Origin of the sequence: Pseudovibrio sp. Ad46 (assembly GCF_001623065.1) — a bacterium.
Lineage (GTDB): Bacteria > Pseudomonadota > Alphaproteobacteria > Rhizobiales > Stappiaceae > Pseudovibrio.
This window is the reverse complement of sequence record NZ_LMCG01000073.1, coordinates 64,953-86,663: the sequence shown is the minus strand read 5'-3', so window position 1 is coordinate 86,663 and position 21,711 is coordinate 64,953. Positions and strand designations below refer to the sequence as shown.

Genomic DNA, 21,711 nt, shown 5'->3' with positions numbered 1-21,711 from the left:
TTCGGGAAGACCGAACCTGTCTCATGGACCTGAATATACAAAGGCTCTCTTCCACACTCGCTTTGGCAACCGGAAGAGAGCCTTTTAAAAAGGTTTAGGCAATGTTACGTGCGCAGGCTTTAACCATATCGGCGTGCGCCTTCACCATGCTGGTTCGTGTCTGACCCATGGTGGTATAAGTGTTCACGAGCAGCTGCAGAGTGAACATTTTTTCAGTTTCAGCCAAGTTGGAGTTTTGCGCTTCAATGATCTTGTCATTGATCTTGTCCATCTCGGTCTGGAAGCGGACGCTGATGTCGAGCGCATTCATGCCCGCTTTGTTCGCCAGTGCTTCGGGAGCTGCTGACGTGTAGGACGCTGTAATGCCTTGAGTAAAAGACGTCATGTTGACTCTCCTAATGTTTGCGCGGCTCTAACACTGGACTGGAAACTTGCGCAGGACGTCCTGAGCAGCAGTGATGCCGTTTATCACTGTTTGAATACGTTGGTAGTCAGCCTCAGTTTGAGGCTCCTCGGATTTTTCACGTACCCAAGAGGAAAGAGCGTCCAATTTCTTTTCGAGTTTTCGAGCATGTTCTGAACCTTGCTGACTTTTTAAAGTCTCTTCCAGATCGGTGACATACATCTCGTTATTGGTGTTCTCGTCTTGCACGCGTTAGTCCTTTGTTGCAACGCTTACCAGCTTCTTAAAAGTTTGATTCATTATTGAGCAAGTTCCGCTCCAGCATTGTCCTATTCAGCACAGTGATAGAACGATCCTTAATTTTTATGATGCCAGCGCGCTCCCACTCTTTCAGGCGGCGATTGATATTGCTGCGTGTTCCGCGTGCCATTGCACCCAGGTCACTCTGTGTAACGATTGCGCCAGAGATCACAGACTTGTCCTTTGGGTTGTCGCCCGCAGGGGTGCCGATCGACTCAAGCAAGCTTAACAACGCATGTGCCAGGCGAGCCGAGAGGCTTGGCAGTGACAAGCAGCGTGTCGATTCGATGTAGGAGCGATAATGTTTCGCTACAACTACAGCCAGCGCGCGACAAATCTCGGCACTCTGCTCGTTGATGACATGAAATGCAGAGCGTCTGATTTTGTGAACGACTACGTTTCCTAACGCGCAAGCTGTATCTGCGTGAACAGATCGCTGAAAGACACCTAACTCGCCGAAGCTTTGGCCTGCTGTGATGATGGCATAAAGGAAGGTAGATCCATCTTCGCGCAAGTGACTTAAGCGAACATGTCCACTCTCAATGATGTAAAGAAATTCAGCATCATCTTCCTGAAGATAGATGTTCTCGCCGTTTGAGTAGGTTTGGCGAATTGCTGATTGCTCTAAAGATGCACATAATTCATCATTCAGCTCTTGAAACAATGCTGCGTTTTCTTTCCAGCTGCTTTCACCTGAGGATGAGGTGCCAGTATTATGAGCTCTTGATGCGCCTCTACCCAGGCTTGCATCATATACTGCCTTTTCCATAGAAATGTACCGTGTCCTCTTACTTAAATAAGTGCAGCTATTTTAGAGGATGAAGATATACTGGTCTCCGCAGAGCAAATATACTTCGTCTTTTTCTTATTATACTCTACCAATATTCCACCCCAATCTCACTCGTACACAATTGCGAAGAATTGTGCTTCAGAACACGGACAAAACTATAATTAAGACAGCTAATAAGCGAGTCAAGTCTGGCTGTCATCATCTAACTTATATTTTAATGGATATTGACTGTATCCCTCGGGATTGTGATTTTAAGTGCGAAAAAGTCACGATTTCCCTCCGTAATGTGAACAAGTGTGAGTCATTATAAGATTGAAACTGGTGTATACCTGCATGCACTGATTGTAGTTTTTATAGTGAACTCAATTCACCTATCAGATAATCGACCGTTTGCTCGAGTTTTGCAGGGCTAAGTTGTCCTGCTTCGTATAAAACCGCCAGATGTAACGTTCCATCTTTAGATTTCCCTGTATGCAGATTGGTTCCAATTTCAGGTTTGAAGCCAGCTCGGCTCAAAAGAGCTTCATTTGCTGAATTCTGGTCACCCGTTGTGGTTCGACCAAGGCTGACAACAACGCTGTTGCCACCTTCGACAGGGGTAAACGTCAGTTCACCGGATTGTGAAAGGAGGTAAGACAGACTTCCATCCATCTGCGGAGAAAAGGGGATCTTCATATTGTTTGCGAACGCTTCCAGGCTTGACTGGATGGCACTTGAAAACTGCATTCAATCCTCTCCTTTGTTCTTCCTTGGTTTCATGTTGCAGCAGCTATTTCATTAGCGATGACGGGTCAGTGAACAGTAGCTGACGCAGCGCTGACCTGAGCGAAGTTTTTAACCGGCGTAGCGTCAGTTGCTGTTTGATATTGCTCTTCTTCCAGGATCGTCAGCTGCTCTGACAGCACCAGTAATGTTTCGAGTTGCTGATTGCGGATGTTTTCGTTTGTGAGGATGGTGTCAGGAACCTCACGGTGCAATGCAAGCAGGTTGTTTGTGTAGTTCAACGATGCGCTGGCCCCAGCAGGAGCGAGTGGTGCAACAAGACTTTGTGCGTCAGCAGGTGATGTGACTGCTTTGCCCAGATAATGGAACAGTGAGCTTGCCAGCTTCTCCGTGCCCAGCTCTTCCACAATACGTGTGAACTCTGAGAAGCTGCGACTTGTCAGTTTGGTCGCGACATGCACGCCCTCATAGACGGTTCGCAGGCTCTTTAGTTTGCCCAGCTCGGTCAGGACCGCTTCCAGATGAGCAGGCTCATCTTGTGTGTCTGCAATTTCCAGGCCCTGACTTGCGGCGGTTGTAAACAGGTCCACAACATCATCAAAAGAGGTGAGGGGTGAGCTTTCATTGCCGTTTACATCGTGATGCATTGAATGTGTGCGTGCGATCAGGTCATTGAACTTATCGAAGATGATTCCGAAGTTGGCTTCACTGCGCAGCATGTCGCGGTAGTGCTCACGGATGACCGCAGGATCTGTTCCCAAATCCTCGGCTTTGTCGTGGGCAAGTTCCGCGACTGCAAAGCCTGCGCGCACGTCACGACCAGTCTCACCGCTTTCCATATATTCGCGGGCATTGAGCAGAGTGCTCAAAAGAGCTTCATTTGCTCCTGTGGTCTCAAAGTGCTCGATGGCGATCTGCAGGGCGGCATACTGGTGCGTTACGTCACCATCAAACTGCTGCAGGAATGCGAACACGTCCTGAGGGCTGAGTTGCCCTGAGCCTTCACCGTTGGTGCTTTGGTTGTGCTGATAATCCTGTAGCCGCTGAACCAAACCTTGCAGCTTATCCTGAGAGGGCATGTCAGGCAGCTTGTCGTAATAGTCGGCAATCCGTGTGATTGCTTCTATGTTAGCGCCTTGCCCTTGTCTGATTGAACGGCTTTCCAGTGATCTTTTGTCGAGGCGTGAGGATACGGCCTGGCCAAGCTCTTCAGCAGCATCTGTCAGTTTGGATGGATTGTTGAGCTGCATGACGCGCTCAGCGCGGCGCTGCCCTGTGGCTTCCGCAACCAGTGGAGCGCCAACTGGCGACTCAGCGTTGTGAGTGGCAATCGTTGATCTTAAGACCTCTAAGCTCATTGAAAAGTCCTCCGCTGATACTACGAATAAGAATATGTCATTTTCATACTTCTTTTAGCGAAATTGCTTTGTGTCGGGCGACACAAGTGGGCTCACCCATTTTGCTAATTCTGTCATTGCTAAATTTCGATTTTGAAGGTGTGTCGTTCGGAACAGCGGTGCCCCGGTCTGCCCGTTTATAGAGGGCGTATAGTGTTTTGATGGGAATGTTGTATGGCGAAGACCGGATCCAGCAAGGAAGAGTTGCTTCCCCAGTTCACTGTAAGTGGTGATGCAGGCGCGTTGAGTGCCTATTTGGATGATGCATTAAGCCTTTGTAACGCTGATAAGAACTGGCCTTCAGAAAATGAATGGCAAGATGTGTCTTACCGGATGGTTGCGAGCTTGCAGGAGTTGCTTGATCTTCCTGCCGTTCAGAAAGATCCGGTCGCGCTGAGCTTGATTAACGGGCTGCTTGCTTCGAAGAGCTTTGATGGCTTTTTGCAGGGGTATGACGCGATTGCTGAGCATTTCACGAAGCGATTGAAAGACAACGAAAATAATAGCGGTGCTGCGCGGTCTCAGTTTGCGAAGCCCCAAAAGAATGCGGGTCGTACTCGCCTTATTTTGTGATGTGAGGAGATGAAAATGATTAATGGTGTTGGCTCAGGCTCATCTACTACTGTAGACCCAGATACTCTTGCTCCTCCAAAAGATGACGATACGGCTAAAGCTGCCTCCGGTGGTGCTGGTGATGGTGCGCAGGAAAGAGCGGCGCAGCAAGGTCCCGCGCTGCAGGCTGCAGAAACGCAGACCAGTGTTTGGGATAGTTTCTTATCCAACCTGCCGGAAGCCGATCCTGATTTTGAGAATCCCTTGTTGTCGATTCCAGGGACGACGAACTACGCGACCGACCCGAGTAAGTATAATGCTTATGTGGCCAGTGTTTTGGTAGATCCGGCTGATACTGTTGCTGATGAAGACTTGCCTGCGAACTATAGCAATCCGTCACCGCATGAATTTGTCTCCTGGCATCCGGCAGTTCAGCTGCGTTATTTGCGCGATAACTTCACTGAGGCACAGATTCAGTCAGGAAACACAGTCATTGGTACAGGGGCCAATCAAGTTGGTGTAATTCGCTCCGATGATAAGCGAAGCGTAACCATCGTGAACGAGTTGACAAAATCTCGTATTTTCCAGCTCTCGAAGACGGAGCAGGAGCGACTCGCAAACAACTCCATCTTTAAGACCAGAATTGCGCCGCTGTTGGATCTGCTGCCAAATGCAGATACAGACCTTGCTGCCAGCCGCGCTGTGATTACGGCCCAGATCGACAAAGAGATTAATGACGTTAAGAACAAGACGTTGACTAACAAAACCTCAAGCTCTGACCGTGATAAGTTCAATGAGGACAAGCAGGCCTACGTCAAGCAGTTGGAAATGCTGAGAGATAATGTTCCTAATACCGGAATTTATGCTCGTTCAGATCTGGCTACCGAAATGCAGGAAATTGTGAAGCGTTTTGAGCGGGCGCATGCTTATTTTGATGTGAAGACACCAAATCTGGCTAATCCAGCGCGGAACTCGAGAGATGTTCTAACACCAGATAATAATGCCTCGATCAACCGTGGTTATGCTGTTTTTATCGAGCAAGAGCAGCGTATTCTGGCAATCAAGCAAGCTGAGCAGCAGATGTTATCTGCTGGTGGTATCACAAACTCAGATGGTACAATTTCCCGGTTGGATTTGCCGACGCTGGTGGCGCTCATTCAGAATCAGGCCAGTTTGAAACAGCAGGCGATCATTACAATGAGAACAGAGCAGCTGACCCAGCTCAACCAGCTGTCTCAGGCCTATGCGGAAATGCAGCGTATTGTGAACGAAGCACTGAAGAAGTTCAATGATACCGGAAAGGACGCGGATAAAGAAAAGCACTCTCTTTCTGTGTCTTTTGATAATCCTAGCCAGTTCAGTACTGCTGTTGCGTATATGTTTGAAGACTTCGCTTCGGGTAAGCCGCACCCTGTTGAGAAGGAATTCAATATTACCCGGCCAACGCATGACATGATTAACAATAGTAGTGGAAGCAAGAACTCCTTTAAGCGGACGCAGTGGGAGCGCTTCTCAACGCAGTTGAGTGATGCGGTTACGCTTCTGAACCCTCAGTTGCTGACCAATGACATCAATCAGGATAACCGTGAACAGAACCGTTCGTACGAGCAGGCGACTGGTACTGTGCGCCGTAGTTTTGATCTGAATATTCAGATTGCGCGTGGCTTCTCTTAAAAGCTTTTTTTTGTGATGGCAGCTCTGGCAGGTAAGTCAGGGCTGCGTTTTATTTTGACTGGGTACGGGATTCGGAATGCGGGTTGCATCGATTACAATTGGCGTGAATGAGGTTTCCAACTGGAAGGTTGAAGACCAGGTTCAATTGCCAGAGGGCAAAAAGCTTGCTCCTGTATTTTTGCCAGAAGTGCGGCCCTTAAATGAGGTCTTGTACCGTCCGACACTGGATGAGCGCTTACCTTCTCTTTTATTGCCGGATTTATCTGAAACAGACATTCTTTTGCCGACTGAGTTGAGCGAAATGCGCAAGGAGCTTCAGCGTTTGTTTGCTGCGGCAGCTTTGCGTGAGCAGGGTGAGCGGCAGCGTGTTCTAAAAGGTGTTGCAGACCTGTTGATGGGTGATGTGTTGCTTGATGAAGACCTGCAGGCAGCCCTTGCCATGTTGTTGCAGGGGTAAGTTTGATGACAGCGCTCAACAGTCGGCAGCGAGACTTCCTTCTTCTCAGTATCTACATCATGACGCAAAACTGCAAATATGCAGAGGCGCTCACCATGGTGCAGGGTATGATGGTGATGGAGGATCATTCTAAAGACGTGCTTCTGGCCCGCACGGTTCTGCTTTTCCTTCTCAACCGTTTTGACCTGGCACTTGAAAGTCTGCGGGAGTTGGACCTGCTGGATCCACTTGAGCAGTTTGGTAAGTATACGCGTAGTGATGAGCAGTCCATGCGTCATTACATTCGCGCGCGTTGCCTTTATACGCTCCATGATGCTGATAAGGCTAAGGATGCGATTGATATCTATCTTGGCAACCGCCGGCAGAAACTCTCCCAATAACTCCAGATTGTGATCGAAGGGGAGGGTTTGCTTCCTCCTCTTATGCAGACTGAACTGCCTTTTGTTGGTGGCAGATCAGTCTGTTGGCTGTGCTCACATGTTCGTGATGCATAAAAAATCACTGCACAATGCGTATTGCCTATTCTTGTGTTCTGTTTGGCACAGAACACCTTCTGATTGCGCTCTATTGTTTTCTTAAATGCTGAATTAGTCAGAGATAAAGAAAGGGCGCCATGTCACTTCTCGATATGCCCAAACAGTCACCAGAGCTCTTTGCTGAGACGATTAAAGAGATCGCTGAGCCGCTCGTTGAGCATCTTGATTCACTGGGTTTCAAGGATGAAAAATTCTACCAGTTGATGAAGCAGGGTGTCTCCATATCCGAGATGCTGGGTTTGTCAGAGGAGGAGCTCGCAGCTGTCTATGAGATGGCTCGCCGGAATATCTCCGTCGGTCAGGTCGAGAAGGCGAAGTCGCTCTTTATTATGTTGGTGCAGATTGCCCCGATGGAAGAGCAGTACACCTATGGCCTCGCGATGACCTATCAGATTCAGGGCGATGTTCGCATGGCCGTGAAGCTCTATCTGCATTTCATCAGTATGGATGCGACCAACCCGCAGGGGTATCTGCGTCTTGGTGAATGTCTGCTGGCTGCAAAGGAATACCAGGAAGCTGGTGACGCGTTTGAAGCCGCACTGCGCATGTTTGATGATCCCGTCAAAAATTATGACGACAAGAAGTATGCGCAAACCATGATGAAAAGCGCACGCCAAAAACTGGTCTGACAATAGTTTTGATCTCAATTATTTAAGCATGGAGAATAGATATGGAGCTTCCTAAAGGTCTGGGCCTTGGTCTGAATAGCAACAGTCTGGGCGATATTTTTGATACGACCTCTGAAATGGCTGGCAAGGCTGGTGATGTAAAAGGTGCAGGTAAGATTGGGCCGGGAGCACTTGCATCTGTTGGTGGTACGCCGATGATTGCGACCATTGCGTTTGCACAGCACATTACACGCCTTTCAAACAGCCTTACTCAGGTTGGTCCTGAAACTCCGCTGACCACTTCCAGCTTCCAGGATATTGAAGTGCTTGTTGCGTCCGTGCTGGACAAAATGCAGGGTACTCAGGAAGCCGTTGAGAAGAACAAAGTGGGTCTTACCCAAGCGAAGCAGAAGGGTGCTTTGCAGGATAAGGCGATCAAGCTTGAAGAGTCTATCCGCAAGCAGGAAGAAGCTGAGAAGAAGCAAAAAGGTCTCAGCATCTGGCAGAAGATCTCTCTGGCATTTCAGTGGGTTGCTGCGGCGATTTCCATTGTGGCCGGTACAATTCTGGCGGTTATTCCAGGGCTTCAGGTTGTCGGGGCGTTTATGATTGCTGCCGGGGTGGTGCAGCTTGCCATGGCCATTGACGCCACGGTGCAGGCCGCGACTGGCCAAAGTATCGCCGGACACATTGCTGTGGCCGCTGGTGCGGATGAAGAAACCGTCATGAAGGTTGATATTGCCATGAAAGTGGTTGCAGCCGTTGTTGGTATCACTCTGGCTGCTGCGTCCTTCTTTATTCCAGGTGCTCAGGCAGGCAGTGTTGGCGCGATGATCCAGGCGATCTCTTCCATTACTTCCGCGATCATTCAGATCGGTAGTAGTGCCGGTGCGATTGCAGCGGGTGCTGTTTCTTACACAGCTAGCCAGGATGTTGCGCAGTCCAAGGAACTGCAGGCAGATGCCGCTGACCTTGATGCGTTTATCCAGTTGCTCAGTCAGATCATCGATCAGCTGCTCTCCATCCTGACCAAAGCAGGCGAACAGTTCGCTGATGCGTTGGATGGAACTGTGAGTTCCATGAATGAGCGTGCTGATACGCTGGGTAGAACAAAGTTTGCAGGTTAAAAGGAGGTATTTATGTCAGCAACCGTAGGTGCCAGTTACAATCGTGATTATCTGCCACCCAGTTTCTTTCAGGACGGCAAACTTGCCGTTTCTGAAGAGCGGGCAACGGAGTTCCAGCAGAGCGTAGAAGCGCGTCTGGCAACTTTGCCACCAGAGCATCACGGAACATTCCTGTCACTCGTGTCTTTGCCGCAGTTTGCTGCAAGCGCGAATTTTGACAAGGCGACAACGGACGAGGCGTTGGGTCGTCTGGAAGCGGCGACTGTTGCGATCGGTTCTCTCGACAAGGTCGACAGCACAGGCAACCTGTCTCGTCTGATTGCACAGGCTCTTTATAAGTCTGCTGTCAATCAGCGCAATAACGAGCTCGAGTCCCGTTTGATTGCACGTGAGACTGTGAAGACGCAGATGCACGCTCAGGCCGGGAAGAGCCGCGATGCTGCTGAAGAGACCCGTACGGGTGCGATTATCAGTCTTGTTGTGACTGTTGTTTCTTCTGCTGTCTCCATTGTGATGTCAGCAGTTGCGATTGGTAGTGCTGCAAAAGGCCTGGGTGCAGCGAAGAACTCTGCAAATGCCAACTCACAAGCTGGCAAGATGGATGCGAAAGCTGCTGATGTCGGGCCGGGCAAGGGTGGCAAGCTGAATGACTTCTATTCGCAGCGTGCTGGTGATTACCGCGCGCAAGCGAAAGGTTTTGATGCTGTCGCAAGTGCATCCGGATCTCGTGCACAGTCTATCGCGACGATTGGTGGTGTTGCCAACACTTTGGGTAACACGACCTCTCAGGGGGCGAGTGCCTTCACTCAGGCAAACGCAAAAGAAGATGAAGCGATTTCTCAGGAGCTGGCAGCAGCTGCTGAAGAAGTTCGTAAGGAGAATGATCAGGCTGAATCCATCCAGAAAGCTCTGGACGACATCATCCGTGCGATCATTCAGTTCCTGAAAGAATCTCGCGAAATCGAAAACGAACGGGCAGCTGCGATTACTCGCGGTTAAGCCACAAAAGCAGGTGTGCGTTTATTACCCTCAACGCACACCTGCTTTTTCGCGTTTGGCGACTGATTGCTGATCTTGCGCATGTCAGAGAGGATTTCTCGTGTTCTCCTTAAACTTTTCAGGGTGCTTGGATAAGCTCTGGCGAAAGCTGGGATTAGGTGCTCCGATTTTCTCCGATCAGAACACCGCTTCGATGAATGTTGATGGTGTTCAACTCGTGTTTTCCGATGCTCTTGATGGTGGTGGTATTGAAGTCACGACGGTTATTGGCTCACTGAGTGAAACGGTGGGAACCCGAGGCCGACAGATTGAAGATATCCTGCATTTGAATCTGGCCTGCCTGTCGCAGTTCAGAACACTGGCGGTTTTACGCAAGACTGATGATGGCACAGAAGAGCTTGTGCTTTCGGTGAGCTTTCGCGGGTACACAGAACTGGAGAAACTGACCGGACTGGTTGAGGAGCTCTTGTCTGTTGTGAGCCTTTATCAGCCGTTGGTTTCAGCGGACCCAAGTGGTTATCAGAGCAATCCGTTGCTGGGTGCTGCGCAAACCTCTCTTTCTGATGAGCTGGATGGTGCCATGGTGTTTCACCTTTAATGCTGCGCTGCCGCTCTCAAACATTCTTATATTCTTAAGCCGTAAAGAGGCACGATATGACTGAGCTCGTTTCAGAACTGGGCAACTCTCCAGAACAAGACATCAAGGCAATCGCAAAAGGTGCAATTGGCCGTAGTCTGGGGCTTACGAAAGATGACATCAATCCGGGTCTGGTGATGGCCAAGGGCTTGATGGATACAGGGCGGACTGAGAAGGCGCTGGAGATCTACACTGGGCTTGTTCTGCTTGAACCGATCAATGTGGATGTGCAGCTTGGGCTAGCGAATTGTGCAGTGCAGTTGCAGCAGTACACACTTGCTGTGCAGGCAGCTTCCGCTGCAATGGTGCTCGACCCGACCAACCCGCGTCCATACTACTTCTCTGGTGTTGCTTGTCTTGCTTTGGGCCACATTACAGAGGCTAAGGAAGACCTTGAAGACACTTTGACATATGCCAAGGACCGCAAGGATGCTGAGATTCATCAGGCGGCTCAAAAGCTGTTGACCGGGCTGAACAACGCCTGAGTTCAACTTACTGCACTTTCTGAACTTTGAGGCCGGGGATAAACGATGCCACTCGCACCTGTTACAGACAATACTCCGGCTTCTGCCGCTTCCGAAGGTCAATCGGGAGAAGCAGATGTCAATCTTGATGCTGTTTTTCGCGCGCTTGGTGGTGGGGATGTAAGTGCGCAGGCTGTTCTTGAGGCTATCAAGTCCCGGCAGGGACTCTCTGGTGTCTTGAGGACTGATGGCAAGCTGGAGAAGGTTCTTTATCAGTTTGCCTATCAGGCTCTGCACCTGCAGCAAAAAGCATCTGCAAAGGAGCAATTTGAAGTTCTCTGTCTGCTTAATCCAAACAATGTTGAGTATTGGCTTGGGTTGGCGTTGAGCCATGCAGACTGGCCACTTGGCGGGGAGGACGTCAAGAGATCGCTTCGCAAAGCAAAGCTGCTTGATGAGGCACATCCAGCCGTCGCCCTCAGGCTTGCTGAGCATTGTTTGTGGTCACGGGAGCTGGATGAGGCGACTGTGGAACTGGTGCGCTTTTATCAGCTCATGAAGGTGCGGCCTGTTCCTGAGCTTATCGAGTATTCCAAGCGGCTTGCGTTTGCATTGGAGGCGCAGAAAAAATCTGCAGCACGAGACAGTGATGTGTCATGATTGCGACTTCCGGCTATCCACATCTATCCTATGATCTGGGTGAGGATGAGAACGGAATTGTTGAACTTGCTGGTCCGATACAGGCGGAGAAATTCTCCAGGATTTTCGGTGATATAGGGATTTTGTATCGCGAGTTGTCGTTTACGGCTGGCTTGCTGACATCTGCGCGGAAGGTCGAGAGTGTCAAACCACTTGGTGCTGGCAGGATGTCAGTGGATCGCCAGATTGCGTTGCAGTACGGGACCGAACTGGCGCGGACCAGAGTACTCTCTCAAGACCATTGCTTTGAGTATGAACAGCGGGCGACCCGGACGGTCAATCGCCTGAAGGAAGCTGATCATCTGTATCTTAGATACAGTGCGCAGTTTGATCTGTCTCGCTGGTTTGCCTACGAGAAACCGAGCCTGACGTTTTCTGACGAGAACCGCATCGGACTAACAACCTTTGAGGTGGCCTCTTACTCGCCTGTCGATTTGCATGAGTTGATTGCGAAAATCGAGAATCGGTATCATTTGCTGCAACGCCTTTATACGCAGCTTCCTCGGTTGAATGAGCATAAGCGGCGGCCTGGTTATGCTTATGCTTTTATGCTTCTCACAGACGGTGTCCTATCTGCTCTTAAAGCGGCCCTTGCGAAGCGGACTGCTGGTTCTGGGGACGACAGTTCTTCTTAAGGCGGTCTTTAGGTGTCAATCCTACAGTTTGTTTGGGCACTGATCTCATTCTTCGTTTTTGATCAGAAGGATGTCGCAGGTGTTGTACGTTCAGCACACACATGGAAGTAACGATTTTTTCACTCCGTAATTGTCCCAATAATGTCCATAAGAGGGCGGGTTCTGTGTTTTAAGGCACAACACGACCTCTGGGTTATCTGCGAGATATAGGAAGAGATAATTCAAGGAGTCTGAGATGACTGCAGTTACGCCAATTGGTTCTTCATCTGTATCCAATGCCATTGATAACAGTGCACAGATTGTTCGCCCGGCCGCGAACAAGAGTGTTGAGTCTATTCCGTCTGCCAGTCAGCTCCTCTCAGTCGGGGTGTCGGCAGCGTTCGGTTTGCAGCCACCGCCAGACAGCGGAAATCTGGAAGTGATGGTCGGGCAGGTTGTTGCCCGGTTTGAGGAAATCCAGACTTCTTTGAAAGAGCAAAATCTTATCGGACAGTCTGAAAAAGTGCGTTCTGCACGCTCTGAGCTGCTACAGGCGCTTGCTTTGCAGGAAGATATTGCAGCTGACATTGAGGCTTTGGACTTGCAGCAGCAGGAACAGGAAGGCCAGTTGTCTGATTTGCAGACCAGTCTTGCCTCTAAGCAAGATGAACTGGCAAATCTTCCGGCAACTGTGCCAAGCGATCCAGATGATCCAGATAGCGAACTCGTTCAGGATCCTAAAGAAGTTGCCCGTTTGAATGGTGAGATTGCCCAGATCAATACCTCGATCAGTGAAGTAGAGACTGCGCTTGCTGATACCGTCCAGCAGCTGGACGTCAAACTTGAAGACCTGAGTGAAAGTGATGCGGTGCAATCTTTGCTGCGTACTGCGCTTGAGGAAATGGCTGGTGCGCCGAAGACTGGTGAGATGGACGAACACGGCCAGTCTACCCTGGAAGGTGCTTTGTCGGATGCTGCCAGCAAGCTGAACGGGACTAAGCCTGAGTTTGATGAGCGTCACACCATTATTGAAGAACTGCGCGAGGAAGTGCGTGTGTTTGCTGAGGATCGTGTGAAGGATGAGAAGGCTTTGATGACGCTTCTCGAAGCTGAGTATGCCCTGCGTCTGGTCGGCTTTGTGTCCAGCTCAATCTCCAAATCACTTTCTGTGGCGGAGCAGTCCGTTACTGGTCAGGACACTTCGGATACGACCGGCAGACTTCAGCTGCTTTTAGATAACGGCCGCGTTTAACGTAATCGAATAAAGTTCGGGCAGCACAAGTGCGATAGCCCCGGGTTCGTTTAGCCCCGGGGATCGTGTTGGGCGCTTGTGCTGAACGCATAGGTTTGAAATGATTGGTGCTAAACTAAGTTCAATGCTGCGTAAGACAGCAGGGGTACTTTCTATTTCTTTGATCCTGTTGGGGTGTACCACAACCCAGCCAGCTGATCAGGAATGGGATAACACAGCCCCGCCAGCGGGGTTGTCTGACCAGCTTCAGCGGTTCTTTTCAGAAGAGAACCAGCGCGAAAACCATCTTGCCCTTTCAGGCCAACCAAGATTGGCATCCAATACGCGTGGCGTGTTGGGCCGTGCGATCAACACCCGTTGGGTGAACAGTGAAAATGCGGAAAAAGGCAGACCCGGCGCGGCTTTCTACTTCAATGATGAAGAAGCTAAGGTTTTGCTGGCAGATTCGCGGCTGAATAGCGCCAACCGGCAGGAAATCCGCGTTGCGCAATCCAGTGATGCCAAGGCGACCTCTGATGTGGTGCGCCTGAACTTCCGTGGTGAAACTCTGGAATATTTCATTCAGCAAACGCTGGGTGGGATTTTGCAGGTCAACTACGTGATTGATGAACCGCTGGAAGGTGCTGTCACGTTCCAGACGGAAAAACCAATTGCCAAAGACCAGATGCTATCATTGGTTCGTGTGCTTCTGGGCCGCAATGGCTATATTCTGAAGCTCATTGACCAGATCTTCCACATTGGCCGTCCTGAAACCATTCAGGCGATTGAACAGTTTTCTGGTGTTGGGTCTGCGGGCGATCTGAAGCTTCGGATCTTGCCTGTTCGCTCAGCTTCCCCAGGTGATGCGGCGAAGGTTTTACAGGCTATCCTGCCAGCTGGTGCTTCTGCTGTTGCAGTTGAGGGATCGAACAAGATTGCGGTTCGGGCGCGACCAGAAGATATTGGTGCGGCTGAAGAGTTGGTGAACAGCCTTTACAATCGTGACAATGACAAAACGATTGTGTCTGTGTTGCGCCTGCAGCAAAGTTCAGCAAGTCAGGTTGCCAAGCAGATCACCACACTGTTTCAGCAGCTTTATCCAAACCAGGTCAATTCGCCGCTGACCGTTATTCCGCTTGAGGCGCAGCAGTCTTTGCTTGTGGCTGTGCAGAGCCGCGAGATGTTGCAGCGTGTGCGCCGGATTACGAAGGAAGTTGATTATAATCTTCTGGATACGCCTAAGGTGCGGATCATCTCGCTGAAATATTTGCCTGCAAATGAAATTGCAACGCAGCTCACGCAGATCCTTGCGGGTGAAGGGGGCAGTGGTTCTGTTGCTCCGCCGGCTAATGAGCAGAAACAAAAAGCTCAGAATAATGGCTCTTCCGCCCGCAAGTTCCCAGTCTCTGCTACTGGTGTTTCCGTAAATCCAGGTGGAGATTCAATCAACAACCGCTTTAACAACGCGAACAAGTTGTTTGACGATATTGCTGAGACGCGCGGTGCCAAAGTCGCCGTTGCCAAGAAAGTAGGCATTGTTGCTGATAGCCGGAACAATGCGTTGCTGGTGAACTCAACCTATAAAGAATTCAAACATATCCGCGACGTTGTGCAAGCACTTGATCTGCCGCTTTCTCAGGTGGTGATTGAGGCGACAATTGCTGAGGTGAACATTAATGACAACCTTTCCTATGGTGTTCAGTGGTACCTGAGTAAAGGTAATTTTGCGGGTGGTGTTGGTACAGTCGCAGAAGGGGCCTCTCGTCCAGCTAGCGCTGGTGGTGCTCTTTCCCTCAATACTGTTGGGGTTGATGTGGTGTTGAAGGCACTTCAGAACATCACCAAGGTGAAGGTGATCTCGTCTCCTTATCTGACTGTTCTGGATGGCCGTAAAGCGCGTCTTGTGATTGGTGATCAGGTGCCGTTTGCGTCTCGCAGTCAATCTTCCAGCAATGATGGCAACGTGACTGTGACCAATGAGGTGGATGTAAAAGACACCGGTATTGTTTTGCAGGTTGAGCCGAATATTCGTTCCAACAACTCCGTTCTGCTGCAGATTCAGCAGGAGGTGAGTAATGTGGTGCAAAACAAGACTGAATCATCGCTGACACCGACCATTGCAACGAGAACCATTAACTCGGATATCGTTGTTGAATCCGGACGGACCATTTTGCTGGGTGGTCTTATTCAGGAGCGCAAAGAAAAGGGTGAGTCTGGTGTGCCGATCCTGCGCAAGATCCCAGTGTTTGGTGAGCTCTTTAAGGACAATACAACGAATGACACAAAGCGGACTGAGCTGTTGGTGATGATTACACCGCGTGTTGTTCGCAAGCAGTCTGAACTGCAGAACATTACGCAAAAACTGCGCCGTGAGCTGTCTTCTTTCTAAGCTGCTTTGAACTGACAGATGTGTCCCCTGGAATGCTTTGGTGTTCTGGGGGATTTCTTTTTTAAGTTGTAGGATAGTGAGAGAAATTCATTCTTTCTGTATCTGCTAGGCTTTTGAATAATAAATGAAAAATAATGCGGATTGAGATTACATCTTATTCAAACTGTATCGTTTAGCACTTTGTGTTTCTTCGTTTTCTGGCAGTGTTATCTGCAAGAAAGTAAGGAAGCGGAGTACCCCAATGCTCGATAAATTGCTCAATGATGCATGCCAGATATTAGGCGTGAAACCACAAGAAGATGAACAGGATCCATCTATTCGTGTTGTTGACCTGGATGCATTCTCATTGAAATTTAAGCTGGTTACAGACAGTGATCGTATCTGTGTTTCTGCGCGTTTGTGTGAGCTGACAGCGGTGCAGAGAGACCGGATCCTGGAGCTGGTTCTCGTTTACAACACGCAAAGCTTCCAGTCAGGCGGTATGCGTCTGGTGCTGATCGAAAACGATGCGCTGGTCATGCATAATGACCTTCGTGCTGTTGCCTGGGATGCTCAAAAACTTGCCAAGTTTGTGTTGGCATTTGCTGATGTTTCGGCTGGCTGGCTGAAGATTGTTCGTGAAATGGGCGGGTTGGCTGAAAGCGCAGCTGACGATGATGAGCATGACCTGTTTGAACCGGCTTCTCTGATAAGCCTCTAAAAATCCTAGCTCCTTCCATGGGGCTGAAGCGTTTCTTTCTCCAAAAATTTAAGACAGTATCCTGTGACTGATCCTGAGGAGGGTGGTTTGGCGGCTGTCGGTATCTGGCGGGCCACAATGACTGAAATCCTCTTTTCTCAAAATGATCGTTACACCAATGTGGTCGCACGCCTTGAGGCTGCTATTTCGGGCAAGTCGGTTCAGGATGCCCGTGTGAGCCTGACCCGAAGTGCGAGCAAAAATGGTGAGGTGCTTTACAAGGCCACAGTCTCTCGTGAAAACGGGGACGGGCTTAGTGAAAAAGTGCTTGGACTTTGCCGCGCTGTGACACGCCACACCCGCTTCCTTCAGCATAAAGCAGATCGACCAGAGCAGAAGGTCTCCAACTGGAATGTGTTTTATCAGTTGTTGAGGAATGAGGCTGCGCAGAGCCTCTATGAAGATTCCGTGGATCAACGTCAGGACCTGTTTGATGAGGCCATCAGCTATATCTCCCAGTTTGTTTATGAGGAAGAAAAGAACAACCCAAAGGGGCTGAAGTTCTCCTCCCTCAAGACACTGAGTTCCTATTTGAAGAACCAGGGTGCTGTGACTGTTCTGCCCGAGAACTTCAAGGAAGAGCCAAAGGCAACCGTTGGTGTTTCCAGTGCGTTGCTGATGTCGTCTCTGGGCTTTCAACTGGCAGGTAATCAGATGCGATATGTCAGTGATGATGACTTCCGGTTTTCGTATGCCGGGTTAGGGCGGCGTAATCTGGACGATTATCTGGAGCAACAGCCTTCATCGCCGACGAATAGTAACGACGGCCCGCATGGTGACATCCCTCATCACGAAGAAGGTGTTTGTCCAACGGATACTGTTCAGCCGCCTGCAGAGGTGCCGCATGATGATCAGCCTGCGTTTGAGTCCAGCTTCAACAGCATGAATGAGGCTTCAGCCACTGAACTATCCCTCCAGCAATCGCGTGAGTTGCTTGATGAGAAGGGGGAAGTGGAGACGGGTGGACCTGATGAGGATGAAGCTGTGCGCGAGAAAGCCTATAGCCGCGACAAGCTGAAGACGAAGGCTGCCAAGATTACCCCGGTTGGTGAAGAGAGTGACGTTGCCGATGAAGGCGGACACGAAATTCGTGTTGAGGATGCGTTTGCTGGCGCTGAAGATGATGCCGTTGAACGCGAAGTGCAGGAAGCCAAAGTCGCAGAACGCCGGATTAAAGTGCTGTCGTTTGATCGGGATTACCAGACGAAAAACTCACATGCAATTCGCACGGTTCGCAGTGCTTCAACTGCACCAACACAATAACAACAAAAGTGGAATGATGCTTTATGATTGACCTTGTTCTTCCTTCAAGGCCAACACTTAACGATCTGCTGAGTGCGCTTCTCAGTAGTGAACATGATCTGAAAATCCGAAAGTCTGATCTTGTTATTCCTCCGCTGAAAAAAGCACGGGGGCGAACTGAAGATGAGCTTGTCTTTCAAACCAAGCTGGTGAAGCCGCGTGCGTTCAGTCTCTCTCAGCCTTTCTGGAAAATGGTAGGAAAGCTTGGTGTCAGAGGCAGGTTTTTGACTGCAAAAGCAGAGGCATTTGAGCAGCAAGTGCATGATGTTGAAGATGCCGGGACCTGGTATGATTTTGAAGTCCTGATTGAAAACCAGATCAAAGCGCATGATTGCGATGTGTTTGAGTACATGATGGCGATCATTCAGCAGGCGTTTGGTGATAGAGGGCCTTCAGAAGCTGCTTTGAGTTTTGGTGAACTCACACGCATTAATGCCATCGTCATGGACGTACTTCCATCAGCTCCGGTCTTTTCCATCACAGCGAAGATATTTGATGAAGCGGAGGAGAAGATTGAGCTTGGGCTGGCGTACCTCGTGCGGACAAGCGGCTGCGTTCAGGAGGAGACCTCTGACGAGGTTCTGGCAGAGATTATGATCAAAGCGTTCGGCTCAGCAGATAGGGAGAGTATCTCGGCCTCTAACGATCAGATGCGCAGCTTTAATGAACAAATGCGGGTCTGGGAAGAGCTTGAGATGAGAGCAATTGCCCGTCAGATGGCGGTTGCTTAGCTCCTACCCTTCATACGTCATCTATTTCTGAGAGGCCGGTTCTGAATGGATCGGCCTTTGTGCTGTTTGACACTTAAGGCTAAGTTATTGAGATGACGAGGAATAACCAAATCGTCTTTTGATGTTTTTTCTGCAGGAAACATCGTTGGCTGTGACCAACGGCACTCAGCTGTATGTCTCAAACGTGTATTCTAAGCTCAAGAATTTACAGGTAACGAGCCGTTCGAGGCTTATGGAATGCGGAGGCAATAATGACCGGAGTTAGCTTTTCCAGTAGTAGTCAATTATCTGATGTTTTGGCGCAGATAGACCATCAAGCAAACAAGGACTTTGTCAAAGACAATGCGCAGGTTCGTGTTACTGGTGGTGACGTCAGAGATGGTGAAACCATCTACAGCGCAGAGACAAAAGACGGAAGTAGTAAGGTTTCCAAAGCAAGTTTGGCCAAGCTGACTGGTGGCAAACTGTTTGGGAATGCTTTGCAAACCCACGACAAAAAGCTGAGCAACTGGCATGTCTTTTCACAGTTGGCAAAGAATGAGATCTCTGCAGGTTTGGATAAAGGTGGGCTTCAAAACCATCAAGCGAAGACGGATGATATTCTGACGGAGGCCTTCGAGAAGGTTAAAAACAACCCAACATATCACAGCAATGACGTGCGTTTTGGGGCGTTGCAAGAATTGAGCACGACGATCAATACGTTGGTTAGCGAGGCTTTGTCGGATGCCAGTGTGTACGATGAAATCTCAGTCAATCCTGGCGGTGGTCGCTTCATTGATCGGGATGGCGCTGTTGTTCTGCCTAACTCACTTTACGGCTCAGCTTACTCTGATGTGTCGGGTGACGGATATAGCTTGCTTGGCGGGGAAGGTGTGCCTGACGAAGAAGAGTATGCAACTGTTCGCTTTGAAGGCGAGCTGAATAAGCCAGAGCTTGGGGATCAGCAGTATGCCGCGGTTAACAAGCGTGGTGGTGACAAAGAAGGTGCGCCGATCCTTAGGCATTACACGCCAAATCAGTTGCAAGAAGCCGCAGCAAATGAGCGTAGGGAAGCTGCTGGCGTTCTGGCTGATATCGATCGTCAGGTCATCGAGAATGAAAATCCATACAACAGGCTAAACTTCAACACCGGACCGTTGGCGGAGCCGGGCAGTTTCCTGCTTGATGAGACTTACGCGACTATAGATCAGTCTCAGGCAGATTCTCGCTGGGGAGAGAAAGTGAGCACTGTGAACAATGAACCGCTCTACGTAAATTCAGGGGTGGAGAGTGCTGTAGAGAACAGCAGTGAGTATTCTGATGTGCTTCTTGGTGATGATCAGGCGATCTACGGAAATCTAACGAGGGACGGAAGACCGGCTCCATTGCCCAAGCCAGCAGCTGGTGACATTCCACCAGTTCCGCCAAAGCGGGATGCCTCTCTTCAATAATCGTTAGGTTGGAATAGCGAAATCTATTCGATCAACTGACAACAAGAATTCGTATGCGGCTTGCTCTTTGAATGTAGCAGGTCGCATGCAAGCTTTGGAGTGAGGGTGGAATGAACGCAGAAGATTTTGATAGTGAAACCGTAAAGGTGCTCGCGGAGCTTGGTTTTATTGCTGTCTCCTATGGTCTTGCAGAACATGCTGACTCCATCTTCAAAGCATTCCAGGTGATGCGACCGGATCAGGAGGCAGGACCTCTGGGCCGAAGCCTTGCTGCAATGACGCGTGGCAATGTGGATGAAGCCTTGCTCTGTCTGGAAAACGCACCGCCGACAGATACCATCCAGACGTATCGCGGACTGGCGCTGCTGCGTAAGGGCGAGATTGATACGGCCTGCGAAATCCTGAGCGAAGTTTGTGAGATGGCAGCTGGTACGCCGTGCGCGGAAATTGCTGCGCAGGCTCTGTCCTCCAGAGACGAACTCGCCAGTCCAGTAAGCGCGATGATGTCCCGTTAAGGGGCGTCCGGCTCAGTTTACCTTAGTTTCAGTAATACGTGAGGAGCATTCATGGCAACAGTATTGGACAGCGCACTCACCTCTCAACTGCAGCAGGCGTTGCAGGGCGGAGCCCCGTCAACCGTTGGTTCAACAGGCGATGTTACCGGTCTTGAGGACCAGTTCCAGACAGCACTCAATGCTGCCGGGGGCGTGCAACCGCCTGTGGCCGGGCAAATCGTAAATGGCAATGTGGTCATTGGCGGAGTGGAGCAAGTTAATGCTGCCCAGAACGTGGCAGCTGTTTCAGCACCAACACAAATCGCTTCCGTCAATCCGACGGACAGTAACTTCGTTATTGACGGGTTGGCCAAGGTCAGGGGTGTTTTTGCCGAGACCAGTTCCAACATCAATGCAATTTCTGAAGGTGGCAAACTCAGTCACTTTGACAAGCTGATCAACATGCAGATCGAAGTGGCGAACTACTCTTTGCTGGTTGATGTGAGCTCGAAAATTGCAGGCAAAACCACGCAAGGTTTGGACGCTTTGATGCGTTGATTAAGACTGCGCATTCAGTAGGTATAGTGAAAGTCTAAATGAATATTCGGCGTTTTATTACAATTGTGGGCATGGTGATTGGTTTGGCCGCCTGCAACACAGATCTTTACACCAACCTCTCTGAGCAGGAGGCAAACACCATGCTCAGCCTGCTGCTGGAAAATGGTGTGTCTGCTCAGAAGGTTGGTCTGGGAGATGGTCTTGTCACCTTGCAGGTGGATGACGACGATATTCAGCGTGCCGTCACAATTTTGAATGCGAATGGCTTGCCGAAACGTACGCGTGACACGCTCGGTCAGGTCTTCCAGAAATCTGGCATTATCTCCTCGCCATTTGAAGAGCGTATTCGCTTTATCTACGCGTTAAGTGAGGAAGTGGCTGAGACCATTACCGAGATCGATGGTATTGTTTCTGCTCGCGTTCACATCGTTTTGCCGGAAAAGGCGGATCTTGGCGAAGAGGTGAAGCCTTCTTCTGCTGCGATCTTCATCAAGCATCGCCCAGAGTTTGATATTGAATTTCTGATCCCTCAGATCAAGCGCTTGGTCAGTAATGCGATTGAGGGTGTTGAATATGCCAGCGTTTCTGTTGCGCTTGTTCCAGCACGTGAGCTGAAGCCAATCTCACAGCGCTCAGCGCAAGAGTATGAGGCCGTGTTCCCGGGCTTACGCATTGCACGCGATGATGCCGGTATGTTCTGGCAGATCCTTGGCGCCGTGGGTGTCGTGCTGCTGCTGTTGATTGGTGGCGTTGGCTATTTGCTGTTCAAGCAGATCAGCTCCGGCAGCAAAAAAGCCAAGGGTGGAGACGACGACGAGCTTCTGCCTGAAGAACTTGCTTAGTAGCAGGGGACTGGC

At 50.0% G+C, this 21,711-nt stretch carries 25 protein-coding genes; 20 read left to right on the top strand and 5 right to left on the bottom strand.

What is annotated here, in order from left to right; genetic code table 11:
- Positions 1 to 94 precede the first annotated feature (94 nt).
- The 5 genes from PsAD46_RS20925 to PsAD46_RS20905 all read right to left on the bottom strand — a co-directional run bounded on the left by PsAD46_RS20925 (position 95) and on the right by PsAD46_RS20905 (position 3,574).
- On the bottom strand, positions 95 to 385 hold the full coding sequence (locus PsAD46_RS20925) for a hypothetical protein (protein WP_063290611.1): 291 nt from the start codon (positions 383 to 385) through the stop codon (positions 95 to 97).
- 27 nt (positions 386 to 412) lie between these two features.
- Complete coding sequence (locus PsAD46_RS20920; RefSeq protein WP_063307796.1) at positions 413 to 652, bottom strand: EscE/YscE/SsaE family type III secretion system needle protein co-chaperone; 240 nt, start codon at positions 650 to 652, stop codon at positions 413 to 415.
- Between the two features lie 34 nt (positions 653 to 686).
- Positions 687 to 1,367 (bottom strand): Crp/Fnr family transcriptional regulator, encoded by a 681-nt coding sequence (locus tag PsAD46_RS20915; protein ID WP_244273233.1) that lies wholly within the window; start codon positions 1,365 to 1,367, stop codon positions 687 to 689.
- A 477-nt stretch (positions 1,368 to 1,844) separates the two neighbouring features.
- Positions 1,845 to 2,219, bottom strand: coding sequence for a hypothetical protein (locus PsAD46_RS20910; protein WP_063289327.1), 375 nt, complete (start codon positions 2,217 to 2,219; stop codon positions 1,845 to 1,847).
- Positions 2,220 to 2,284: 65 nt separating this feature from the next.
- Entirely contained in the window at positions 2,285 to 3,574 is a 1,290-nt protein-coding gene (locus PsAD46_RS20905) for an HrpJ domain-containing protein (RefSeq protein ID WP_063307795.1), read from the bottom strand.
- Positions 3,575 to 3,787: 213 nt separating this feature from the next.
- Between PsAD46_RS20905 and PsAD46_RS20900 the strand changes: the two genes are divergently transcribed.
- The 20 genes from PsAD46_RS20900 to sctJ all read left to right on the top strand — a co-directional run bounded on the left by PsAD46_RS20900 (position 3,788) and on the right by sctJ (position 21,696).
- Entirely contained in the window at positions 3,788 to 4,186 is a 399-nt protein-coding gene (locus PsAD46_RS20900; protein ID WP_063307794.1) for a hypothetical protein, read from the top strand.
- A 15-nt stretch (positions 4,187 to 4,201) separates the two neighbouring features.
- Positions 4,202 to 5,839: a hypothetical protein gene (locus tag PsAD46_RS20895; RefSeq protein WP_208981958.1), complete on the top strand. Its 1,638-nt coding sequence runs from the start codon at positions 4,202 to 4,204 to the stop codon at positions 5,837 to 5,839.
- Positions 5,840 to 5,915: 76 nt separating this feature from the next.
- Positions 5,916 to 6,296, top strand: coding sequence for a hypothetical protein (locus tag PsAD46_RS20890; protein ID WP_063290616.1), 381 nt, complete (start codon positions 5,916 to 5,918; stop codon positions 6,294 to 6,296).
- A gap of 5 nt (positions 6,297 to 6,301) precedes the next feature.
- Positions 6,302 to 6,676, top strand: coding sequence for a hypothetical protein (locus PsAD46_RS20885; RefSeq protein ID WP_057463707.1), 375 nt, complete (start codon positions 6,302 to 6,304; stop codon positions 6,674 to 6,676).
- Positions 6,677 to 6,909: 233 nt separating this feature from the next.
- A complete protein-coding gene (locus PsAD46_RS20880; RefSeq protein WP_063289322.1) occupies positions 6,910 to 7,461 on the top strand; it encodes a hypothetical protein in 552 nt (183 codons plus the stop codon).
- Between the two features lie 41 nt (positions 7,462 to 7,502).
- Entirely contained in the window at positions 7,503 to 8,567 is a 1,065-nt protein-coding gene (locus PsAD46_RS20875) for a hypothetical protein (RefSeq protein ID WP_063290617.1), read from the top strand.
- A gap of 12 nt (positions 8,568 to 8,579) precedes the next feature.
- A complete protein-coding gene (locus tag PsAD46_RS20870) occupies positions 8,580 to 9,566 on the top strand; it encodes a hypothetical protein (RefSeq protein ID WP_063290618.1) in 987 nt (328 codons plus the stop codon).
- Positions 9,567 to 9,693: 127 nt separating this feature from the next.
- On the top strand, positions 9,694 to 10,164 hold the full coding sequence (locus PsAD46_RS20865; RefSeq protein WP_063307792.1) for a type III secretion system chaperone: 471 nt from the start codon (positions 9,694 to 9,696) through the stop codon (positions 10,162 to 10,164).
- 56 nt (positions 10,165 to 10,220) lie between these two features.
- Positions 10,221 to 10,688 carry a tetratricopeptide repeat protein gene (locus tag PsAD46_RS20860; protein ID WP_057463711.1) on the top strand — a complete coding sequence of 156 codons (468 nt, stop codon included), beginning with the start codon at positions 10,221 to 10,223 and terminating at the stop codon, positions 10,686 to 10,688.
- 45 nt (positions 10,689 to 10,733) lie between these two features.
- On the top strand, positions 10,734 to 11,327 hold the full coding sequence (locus PsAD46_RS20855; protein WP_063307791.1) for a hypothetical protein: 594 nt from the start codon (positions 10,734 to 10,736) through the stop codon (positions 11,325 to 11,327).
- Positions 11,324 to 12,001: a hypothetical protein gene (locus PsAD46_RS20850; protein ID WP_063307790.1), complete on the top strand. Its 678-nt coding sequence runs from the start codon at positions 11,324 to 11,326 to the stop codon at positions 11,999 to 12,001. Before PsAD46_RS20855 ends, PsAD46_RS20850 begins: the two co-directional genes overlap by 4 nt.
- 235 nt (positions 12,002 to 12,236) lie before the next feature.
- Positions 12,237 to 13,232, top strand: a complete 996-nt coding sequence (locus PsAD46_RS20845) for a hypothetical protein (protein ID WP_063305252.1) — start codon at positions 12,237 to 12,239, stop codon at positions 13,230 to 13,232.
- 100 nt (positions 13,233 to 13,332) lie between these two features.
- Complete coding sequence (gene gspD, locus PsAD46_RS20840; RefSeq protein WP_208981957.1) at positions 13,333 to 15,600, top strand: type II secretion system secretin GspD; 2,268 nt, start codon at positions 13,333 to 13,335, stop codon at positions 15,598 to 15,600.
- A 241-nt stretch (positions 15,601 to 15,841) separates the two neighbouring features.
- Positions 15,842 to 16,300 carry a type III secretion system chaperone gene (locus PsAD46_RS20835; RefSeq protein ID WP_057463715.1) on the top strand — a complete coding sequence of 153 codons (459 nt, stop codon included), beginning with the start codon at positions 15,842 to 15,844 and terminating at the stop codon, positions 16,298 to 16,300.
- A 63-nt stretch (positions 16,301 to 16,363) separates the two neighbouring features.
- Positions 16,364 to 17,602, top strand: a complete 1,239-nt coding sequence (locus PsAD46_RS20830; protein WP_208981956.1) for a hypothetical protein — start codon at positions 16,364 to 16,366, stop codon at positions 17,600 to 17,602.
- Positions 17,603 to 17,625: 23 nt separating this feature from the next.
- Positions 17,626 to 18,372, top strand: coding sequence for a hypothetical protein (locus tag PsAD46_RS20825; protein WP_063307788.1), 747 nt, complete (start codon positions 17,626 to 17,628; stop codon positions 18,370 to 18,372).
- Positions 18,373 to 18,623: 251 nt separating this feature from the next.
- Positions 18,624 to 19,802, top strand: coding sequence for a hypothetical protein (locus tag PsAD46_RS20820; RefSeq protein WP_063307787.1), 1,179 nt, complete (start codon positions 18,624 to 18,626; stop codon positions 19,800 to 19,802).
- A 110-nt stretch (positions 19,803 to 19,912) separates the two neighbouring features.
- On the top strand, positions 19,913 to 20,317 hold the full coding sequence (locus PsAD46_RS20815; RefSeq protein ID WP_057463718.1) for a hypothetical protein: 405 nt from the start codon (positions 19,913 to 19,915) through the stop codon (positions 20,315 to 20,317).
- 51 nt (positions 20,318 to 20,368) lie between these two features.
- Positions 20,369 to 20,854, top strand: a complete 486-nt coding sequence (locus tag PsAD46_RS20810; RefSeq protein ID WP_063290626.1) for a hypothetical protein — start codon at positions 20,369 to 20,371, stop codon at positions 20,852 to 20,854.
- Between the two features lie 38 nt (positions 20,855 to 20,892).
- Positions 20,893 to 21,696, top strand: a complete 804-nt coding sequence (gene sctJ / locus PsAD46_RS20805; RefSeq protein WP_063290627.1) for a type III secretion inner membrane ring lipoprotein SctJ — start codon at positions 20,893 to 20,895, stop codon at positions 21,694 to 21,696.
- The last annotated feature ends 15 nt before the right edge of the window (positions 21,697 to 21,711 follow it).

Excerpts from the sequence above, each read along its gene's own strand:
- PsAD46_RS20875 (WP_063290617.1), top strand. The coding sequence starts at position 7,503 with ATGGAGCTTCCTAAAGGTCTGGGCCTTGGTCTGAATAGCAACAGTCTG.
- PsAD46_RS20825 (WP_063307788.1), top strand. The coding sequence starts at position 17,626 with ATGATTGACCTTGTTCTTCCTTCAAGGCCAACACTTAACGATCTGCTG.
- PsAD46_RS20880 (WP_063289322.1), top strand. The coding sequence starts at position 6,910 with ATGTCACTTCTCGATATGCCCAAACAGTCACCAGAGCTCTTTGCTGAG.
- PsAD46_RS20815 (WP_057463718.1), top strand. The coding sequence starts at position 19,913 with ATGAACGCAGAAGATTTTGATAGTGAAACCGTAAAGGTGCTCGCGGAG.
- PsAD46_RS20905 (WP_063307795.1), bottom strand. The coding sequence starts at position 3,574 with ATGAGCTTAGAGGTCTTAAGATCAACGATTGCCACTCACAACGCTGAG.
- PsAD46_RS20820 (WP_063307787.1), top strand. The coding sequence starts at position 18,624 with ATGACCGGAGTTAGCTTTTCCAGTAGTAGTCAATTATCTGATGTTTTG.
- PsAD46_RS20850 (WP_063307790.1), top strand. The coding sequence starts at position 11,324 with ATGATTGCGACTTCCGGCTATCCACATCTATCCTATGATCTGGGTGAG.
- PsAD46_RS20885 (WP_057463707.1), top strand. The coding sequence starts at position 6,302 with ATGACAGCGCTCAACAGTCGGCAGCGAGACTTCCTTCTTCTCAGTATC.
- PsAD46_RS20810 (WP_063290626.1), top strand. The coding sequence starts at position 20,369 with ATGGCAACAGTATTGGACAGCGCACTCACCTCTCAACTGCAGCAGGCG.
- PsAD46_RS20900 (WP_063307794.1), top strand. The coding sequence starts at position 3,788 with ATGGCGAAGACCGGATCCAGCAAGGAAGAGTTGCTTCCCCAGTTCACT.
- PsAD46_RS20895 (WP_208981958.1), top strand. The coding sequence starts at position 4,202 with ATGATTAATGGTGTTGGCTCAGGCTCATCTACTACTGTAGACCCAGAT.
- PsAD46_RS20860 (WP_057463711.1), top strand. The coding sequence starts at position 10,221 with ATGACTGAGCTCGTTTCAGAACTGGGCAACTCTCCAGAACAAGACATC.
- gspD (WP_208981957.1), top strand. The coding sequence starts at position 13,333 with ATGATTGGTGCTAAACTAAGTTCAATGCTGCGTAAGACAGCAGGGGTA.
- PsAD46_RS20910 (WP_063289327.1), bottom strand. The coding sequence starts at position 2,219 with ATGCAGTTTTCAAGTGCCATCCAGTCAAGCCTGGAAGCGTTCGCAAAC.
- PsAD46_RS20925 (WP_063290611.1), bottom strand. The coding sequence starts at position 385 with ATGACGTCTTTTACTCAAGGCATTACAGCGTCCTACACGTCAGCAGCT.
- sctJ (WP_063290627.1), top strand. The coding sequence starts at position 20,893 with ATGAATATTCGGCGTTTTATTACAATTGTGGGCATGGTGATTGGTTTG.
- PsAD46_RS20835 (WP_057463715.1), top strand. The coding sequence starts at position 15,842 with ATGCTCGATAAATTGCTCAATGATGCATGCCAGATATTAGGCGTGAAA.
- PsAD46_RS20845 (WP_063305252.1), top strand. The coding sequence starts at position 12,237 with ATGACTGCAGTTACGCCAATTGGTTCTTCATCTGTATCCAATGCCATT.
- PsAD46_RS20855 (WP_063307791.1), top strand. The coding sequence starts at position 10,734 with ATGCCACTCGCACCTGTTACAGACAATACTCCGGCTTCTGCCGCTTCC.
- PsAD46_RS20890 (WP_063290616.1), top strand. The coding sequence starts at position 5,916 with ATGCGGGTTGCATCGATTACAATTGGCGTGAATGAGGTTTCCAACTGG.
- PsAD46_RS20870 (WP_063290618.1), top strand. The coding sequence starts at position 8,580 with ATGTCAGCAACCGTAGGTGCCAGTTACAATCGTGATTATCTGCCACCC.